The sequence below is a fragment of the Occallatibacter gabretensis genome, assembly GCF_001449115.1.
GTDB lineage: Bacteria > Acidobacteriota > Terriglobia > Terriglobales > Acidobacteriaceae > Telmatobacter > Telmatobacter gabretensis.
Map to the genome: position 1 here is coordinate 102,608 of NZ_LAIJ01000005.1, position 6,428 is coordinate 109,035.

General features: G+C 57.7%; 12 protein-coding genes. All 12 read right to left on the reverse strand.

All coding sequences use genetic code 11. The annotated features are described in order from the left end of the window. Window positions 1-16: 16 nt before the first annotated feature. The gene (gene rpsQ / locus VO84_RS04600) at window positions 17-337 is read right to left on the reverse strand and encodes a 30S ribosomal protein S17 (RefSeq protein WP_058186114.1); all 321 of its coding nucleotides are present in this window, start codon (window positions 335-337) and stop codon (window positions 17-19) included. Continuing rightward, window positions 338-592, reverse strand: coding sequence for a 50S ribosomal protein L29 (gene rpmC / locus VO84_RS04605; RefSeq protein ID WP_058186115.1), 255 nt, complete (start codon window positions 590-592; stop codon window positions 338-340). A gap of 68 nt (window positions 593-660) precedes the next feature. Further along, window positions 661-1,107 (reverse strand): 50S ribosomal protein L16, encoded by a 447-nt coding sequence (rplP, locus tag VO84_RS04610; protein ID WP_058186116.1) that lies wholly within the window; start codon window positions 1,105-1,107, stop codon window positions 661-663. 143 nt (window positions 1,108-1,250) lie between these two features. Beyond that, on the reverse strand, window positions 1,251-1,919 hold the full coding sequence (gene rpsC / locus VO84_RS04615; protein WP_058186117.1) for a 30S ribosomal protein S3: 669 nt from the start codon (window positions 1,917-1,919) through the stop codon (window positions 1,251-1,253). A 35-nt stretch (window positions 1,920-1,954) separates the two neighbouring features. After that, complete coding sequence (gene rplV, locus VO84_RS04620) at window positions 1,955-2,458, reverse strand: 50S ribosomal protein L22 (protein ID WP_058186118.1); 504 nt, start codon at window positions 2,456-2,458, stop codon at window positions 1,955-1,957. A gap of 65 nt (window positions 2,459-2,523) precedes the next feature. Then, window positions 2,524-2,814, reverse strand: coding sequence for a 30S ribosomal protein S19 (gene rpsS / locus VO84_RS04625; RefSeq protein ID WP_058186119.1), 291 nt, complete (start codon window positions 2,812-2,814; stop codon window positions 2,524-2,526). Window positions 2,815-2,828: 14 nt separating this feature from the next. After that, on the reverse strand, window positions 2,829-3,653 hold the full coding sequence (gene rplB / locus VO84_RS04630) for a 50S ribosomal protein L2 (RefSeq protein WP_058186132.1): 825 nt from the start codon (window positions 3,651-3,653) through the stop codon (window positions 2,829-2,831). A 111-nt stretch (window positions 3,654-3,764) separates the two neighbouring features. Beyond that, entirely contained in the window at window positions 3,765-4,058 is a 294-nt protein-coding gene (locus VO84_RS04635) for a 50S ribosomal protein L23 (protein ID WP_058186120.1), read from the reverse strand. Further along, window positions 4,058-4,732 carry a 50S ribosomal protein L4 gene (rplD, locus tag VO84_RS04640; protein WP_058186121.1) on the reverse strand — a complete coding sequence of 225 codons (675 nt, stop codon included), beginning with the start codon at window positions 4,730-4,732 and terminating at the stop codon, window positions 4,058-4,060. Before rplD ends, VO84_RS04635 begins: the two co-directional genes overlap by 1 nt. 98 nt (window positions 4,733-4,830) lie before the next feature. Beyond that, complete coding sequence (gene rplC / locus VO84_RS04645; protein WP_058186122.1) at window positions 4,831-5,556, reverse strand: 50S ribosomal protein L3; 726 nt, start codon at window positions 5,554-5,556, stop codon at window positions 4,831-4,833. 58 nt (window positions 5,557-5,614) lie between these two features. Continuing rightward, on the reverse strand, window positions 5,615-5,932 hold the full coding sequence (gene rpsJ / locus VO84_RS04650) for a 30S ribosomal protein S10 (protein ID WP_058186123.1): 318 nt from the start codon (window positions 5,930-5,932) through the stop codon (window positions 5,615-5,617). 57 nt (window positions 5,933-5,989) lie between these two features. Continuing rightward, on the reverse strand, window positions 5,990-6,428 hold a 439-nt coding region (locus VO84_RS04655; RefSeq protein WP_269431402.1), incomplete at its 5' end, for an EF-Tu C-terminal domain-related protein.

Sequence of the window (6,428 nt, forward strand, 5' to 3'; positions counted from 1 at the left end):
CCTCTTTCCCTGCGCGTTAAACCGCTGCCGGCGCTGAATCTTCGATCTGACCGAGCGAAGAGCGGCGGACGATCTCTTCCAATGCCCAACGCTTCAGTTTGCTTGTCGGACGCGTCTCACGAATGCGAACCACATCGCCGAGGCGCGCCGAGTTCTGCTCGTCGTGCGCATAGAACTTTTTCGAGCTCTTCACGATGCGCTTGTACTTGGGATGCGCCTTACGCATCTCCACCTCGACCACGATAGTCTTCTGCATCTTTGTCGAGACCACGTTGCCGACTTTTTCATTGCGCCGCGAGCCAGCCGCCGGCGTTTGCACTGCTTCTTCGTTCGCCATTTAGCGTGCTCCCTTCTTTCCAGCCTTCGCCGCCACTGGATTCGTTCCGGCTTGCGCCGAGGCGATGCCGAGCTGGCGCTCACGCGCCACGGTCTTGATGCGAGCGATATCCTTGCGCAGTTCACGAAGCTTCTTCACTCCGTCGTTCTGGCCCATGGAGGTCTGAAAGCGTAGGCGGAAAAGCTGTTCCGCCGAGGTCTTCTCCGTGCTTACAAGTTCTTCATCGCTCAAGTTGCGAATCTTATCGAGTTCCATCTTCTCTTCTCCAGCGGCGGGAGTCTCCCTTGCGGGACTTCCTCACCACTCAATCCTTCACAAGCTGCTTAGGCAGCCGTTTCCTTCTCTGCGGCAGTTTTGATAACGCCCGGACGCTGCACAAACTTGGTCTTCAAGGGCAGCTTGTTCGACGCAAGGCGCATTGCCTCTTGAGCAATCTCCGGCGCGACACCCTCCATCTCGAAGAGGATCTTGCCCGGCTTGACTACGGCAACCCAATGGTCGAGCGCACCTTTACCCGATCCCATTCGGACTTCAGCCGGCTTCTTGGTAATCGGCTTGTCCGGGAATAGGCGCAGCCAGATCTTGCCACCGCGCTTGATGAACCTGGTCATGGCAATACGGCTGGCCTCGATCTGGCGGTCAGTAATGTAACCCGCTTCAAGCACCTTCAAGCCGTACTCGCCGAACGCAAGCGAGGAACCGCGCCACGCCTTACCGCGGCGCTTGCCCTTCTGCTGCTTGCGATACTTCACCTTCTTTGGCATCAACATAATGAAACCCTCAAAAGCTGCTACTAGCTCTCCAGCTACCAGCGCTTAGCTTTATTTCCTTCTACTGCCTACTGCAGCCTCTTCCCGCCCCGCTCCCTGAAAGCCAAATCTGGCAATCAGGTACTGAAGACGGGTAGCTGTCTTTAGAACACCGACGTGCCAACCGGCTGCGGCTGGCGGCGCTTCTGCTCGTAGATATCGCCGCGATAGATCCACACCTTGACGCCGATCACACCATAGGTTGTGTTGGCCTCGGTGAAACCGTAGTCAATGTCAGCGCGGAGTGTGTGCAGCGGCAGACGGCCCTGCAGATACCACTCCGAGCGCGCGATTTCATTGCCGTTCAGACGGCCAGAAACACGAACCTTGATGCCCTTGCAGCCAAAACGCAGCGCCGAGTCAACGCTCTTACGCATGGCGCGGCGGAAGCTGACACGCTTCTCAAGCTGTAGCGCGATGTTCTCAGAAACCAACTGAGCATCCAGCTCCGGCTTGTTCACCTCGATAATGTCGATGAACACGTCGCGGTTGGTACGCTTGCCGAGCTCCGTCTTGAGCTTCTCGATCTCGGCGCCCTTGCGGCCGATCACAATGCCTGGACGCGCGGTACGGATCAGGAAGCGCAACTTGTTACCCGGACGCTCGATCTCGACTGAGCTGACGCCAGCAGCCTTGAGCTTCTCGCGCAACTCAGCCTTGAGCTTTACATCTTCGACAAGGAGCTTGTCATAGTCGCGCTCCGAGTACCAGCGCGAACGCCACGGCTTGTTCACTCCGAGCCGGAATCCGTAAGGATGGACTTTCTGTCCCATAGTTCTTACCTCAAATCCCTAATTCCTAAATCTGGTTAGGCTGACTTAGCTGCCTTCTTTGTTGCGGCTGCCTTCTTGGCCGGCGCCTTTTTTGCCGTGGCCTTCTTGACCGGAGCCTTCTTCGCAGGTTTTGTAGTTCCGACCGGCTCTTCCACCTTGGTGACAAGCGTCGTATTGTTGCGTTCGGCAACGGTGAGCACGATATGCGCAAGCCGGCGTTGATAACGGTATGCGCGGCCCATTGGCGCAGGACGGATACGCTTCATGCGCGGTCCGTCATTTGCCAGGGCCTGTCTGACATAGAGGTTATCCACGTCCAAGTCTGTTCCCCGCTCGCCTGCCACGTACTTGGCATTATCCACCGCCGACACCAGCAACTTGTGGATCACCGGAGCAATGCGCTTCTTGGTAAAGGCAGCTGTCTCCAGCGCCTCCTGCACTCCTCGGCCCTTGATCAAATCGAGCACCAGACGCGCCTTCTGTGGCGACACGCGCTGAAACTTGGCCTCGGCCCGGTATTCTTTTATCTCGACTGCCATCGTCTCTTCCTCAATCTCTCGGCCAGCGATCCGTCGTTCATCGCCGGTCCATATGTCCTGACTTGTTACTTCGCCTTCGCGCCGGCTTCAGCCGCCCTGCCTGCAGTGTGGCCCTTGAAGGTACGCGTCGGTGAAAACTCACCCAGCTTGTGTCCCACCATGTTCTCGGTCACGTACACCGGAACAAATTTCTTGCCATTGTGCACGGCAATGGTGTGCCCCACAAACTCAGGGAAGATCGTCGAGCGTCGCGACCAGGTCTTCACAACCTTCTTGTCGTTGGCCGTGTTGAGCGCCTCGATCTTCACGCTCAGGTGCGTATCTACAAACGGACCCTTCTTCGTCGAACGTGCCATATTTCAGTCGCTCCTTACTTCGTCCGGCGGTTGACGATGAATGCATCGGTCCGCTTATTGTTGCGTGTCTTGTATCCGCGTGTCGGCTGGCCCCATGGCGTCACTGGGTGACGTCCACCCGAAGTCTTGCCTTCGCCGCCACCATGCGGGTGATCAACCGGATTCATGGACACGCCGCGGTTGGTCGGGCGAATACCCTTCCAGCGGTTGCGGCCGGCCTTACCGATCGAAACATTCTCATGGTCCGTGTTGCCCACCTGGCCAATCGTGGCCATGCACTCGACCAGCACCTTGCGGGTTTCACCCGAAGGAAGCTTCAACAATGCGTAGTCGCCTTCCTTGGCTACTAATTGCGCTTGTGTGCCGGCAGAACGCGCCATCTGCGCACCCTTGCCGGGGCGAAGCTCAATCGCGTGTACCGTGGTGCCGGCAGGGATAAACTTGAGCGGCAATGCATTGCCTACCAAAATGTCGGCATCTGGACCCGAGGTTACTGTGGCGCCAACCTTCAGACCAACCGGCTGTAAGATATAGCGCTTCTCACCGTCCGCATAGTGCACCAACGCAATGCGCGATGAGCGATTCGGATCGTATTCGATCGTCGCAACCGTGCCTGGAACACCAGCCTTATCGCGCTTGAAGTCGATCAGGCGGATCTTCTGCTTGTGCCCACCACCTTGATGACGGATGGTCAGATCGCCCGAATTGCGGCGACCACCTGTACGCTTACGCGTTGTCAGCAGCGGCTTGTGCGGCGTCGACGAGGTAATGTCGTCGTTCACCTGCGTGCTCTTGAAGCGCAGGGTCGGCGTTACCGGTCTGTATGTCTTGATAGCCATCGTCTTTTGTCCTGGAAAATCCGCGCTCAATCCTTCAAGCGCCATTCTCCCCGTTTCTCCGGAAGCCACATAGGCTCCGATAATTCCATCTAGTACCGAGCCAACCGCGTCTTACAGGTTGCTCACGTACTCCGGCATCTTTTCGCCAGCCTTCAGCCGGACGTATGCCTTCTTCCAATCCGGGCGGAAGCCGGCAAACTTGCCACGACGGCGTTCCTTGCCCAGCACATTCGAAGTGCGGACCGCAGCTACCTTCACCTTAAAGAGAGCCTCAACGGCCTGCTTCACTTCAGTCTTACTGGCCTCGGGCGCCACGTCGAAGACCAGTGTTCCCTCGGTCTCCTTCACGCTCAGGCCCTTCTCAGTAATCAGCGGGCGGCGAATTACGGTATACAGTGTCGGCATTACGCAGCCTCCGTCTGTGCGAGCTTGCGCTTCGACACGGTTTTGATCAGCGCCTCACTCAGCTGCTCAATTGCGGCCTTCGAAAAGATAGCCCGCTCGTAGCGCAGCAGATCGTAGGGATGAACCTCATTGTTCAGCACCAGTTCAACTCCATCCAGATTGCGAGCGCCTAATACCAGAGCCTGCGTCAGCGTCTTGCCATTCTCCACGAGCAGCGTCGTACGAGTTGCTCCGAGCGTGTCCAAAGCCTTGCGATAGAGCTTGGTCTTCGACTCTTTAATCTCAAGCGTATCGACCACGGTCAGCTTGCCGTCGGCGAGTTTTGCCGCAAGAGCCGAGCGCAGAGCGCCCAGAAGCTTCTTGCGCGGAAAGGCATATTCATAGCTGCGGGGCTGGGGTCCGTGCACCGTACCGCCATGGCGCCACAGAGGCGAGCGCACCGAACCAACGCGAGCACGGCCCGTGCCCTTCTGCTTCCAAAGCTTCTTGCCAGAACCGGCAACAAGCTTGCGATTCTTGGTGGCGTGCGTGCCCTGACGCTGCGAGGCACGGTAATGCTTCACGGCCTCCCACAGCAGAGCCTCATTGACCTGGTCCGCGCCGAAAACAGCGTCGGCCAGCTCCACCGAGCCCACCTTTTTGCCATCCAGATTGACTACATCCACGTTTGCCATCTTCTTCTTCTTCCGCTGACTTACTTGCCCGTCAGCTCGTCATCTTGTCGCACCCGGCCGGATTCACCCTTAGAGCGCATATTTCTTAACAGGCCGCCTTACTTCTTCTTGGGCGATGCCTTCTTCGAGGCCTTCAACGGATCAACCGTACCGGAGCCGGCAAATCCACGACGCTCACGCGGCGGAGCCTTAGCCTTGGTGATCATCACGTAACCGTCGCGAGGACCAGGAACCGCACCTTCTACCATCAGCAGGTTCTCATCCAGATCAATGCCACGAATCCGCAGATTGCGTACCGTCACCTGATCGGTTCCGAAGTGTCCCGGCATACGCTGACCCGGGAATACACGTGAAGGGAAGCTCGATGCACCGATCGATCCCTGCACCTGGAACATGTGACCGTGTGCCGCAGGACCGCCAGCGAAGTTGTGACGGCGAACGACACCCGCAAAACCGCGACCTTTAGAAGTGCCTACCACATCGACAAACTTGGCATCGGAAAAAATATCAACCAAAACGCGATCGCCAGCCTTCGTGCTTTCGGCACCATCAGCGCCCAGCTCAAGCGGGAATTCCTTCACGTACTTCACCGGAGGCGCGTCGGTCTTGGCCAGATGTCCCGCCTCGGGCTTGGTTAGCTTGCTCGCTTTGACGAACTCAACCAATCCGATCTGCGCAGCTTCATAGCCATCCTTGGCAAGAGACTTCAACTGCGTAATCACGCAGGGTCCTGCCTGGAGCACAGTGATCGGATGCACGTCGCCCTTTTCGTCGAAGACCTGCGTCATGCCGATCTTTTTACCCAGAATTCCCGTAATTGCCATATCGTCCTCTCCTCATCATGCGAAGCTGTACGCATCGCACTGCCGGGGTTCATACAACTTACTTCTCGAACGCCTTGATCTCGACGTCCACGCCAGCAGGCAGATCGAGCTTCATCAACGCGTCTACTGTTTGCTGCGTCGGCTCAAGGATGTCGATTAAGCGCTTATGCGTGCGGATCTCAAAAGCTTCACGCGACTTCTTGTCCACGTGCGGCGAACGCAGCACGCAATACTTGTTCTTCACCGTCGGCAAAGGAATCGGGCCGGCCACCGAAGCTCCGGTGCGCTTGGCCGTTTCCACAATCTCGCCGGTCGAGGTGTCGAGCACACGATAGTCGTATGCCTTTAACCGGATGCGAATTCTCTGACCTACCATTGCTCTACCTTCCGGGGTTTAGGGACCGAATATTGTTTCGGTCCCACCCCACATCCCTTACTTGATGATCTCGCTGATGGTACCTGCGCCGACGGTACGTCCGCCTTCACGAATCGCAAACCGGAGGCCCTTTTCCATGGCCACCGGCGTGTGCAACTCAACCACAAGCTGCACGTTGTCGCCCGGCATCACCATCTCCACGCCCTCAGGAAGCTCTGCCGTGCCCGTCACATCCGTCGTGCGGAAGTAGAACTGCGGGCGGTAGCCCTTGAAGAACGGTGTATGACGGCCGCCTTCTTCCTTCGACAACACGTAAACTTCGCCCTTGAAGCGCGTGTGCGGCGTGATCGATCCGGTCTTCGCCAGCACCATCCCGCGCTCCACGTCTTCCTTCGGAATGCCGCGCAGCAACAGACCCGCGTTGTCCCCAGCAAGACCTTCGTCCAGCTGCTTCTTGAACATTTCCACGCCCGTCACTACCGTCTTGCGCGTCTCG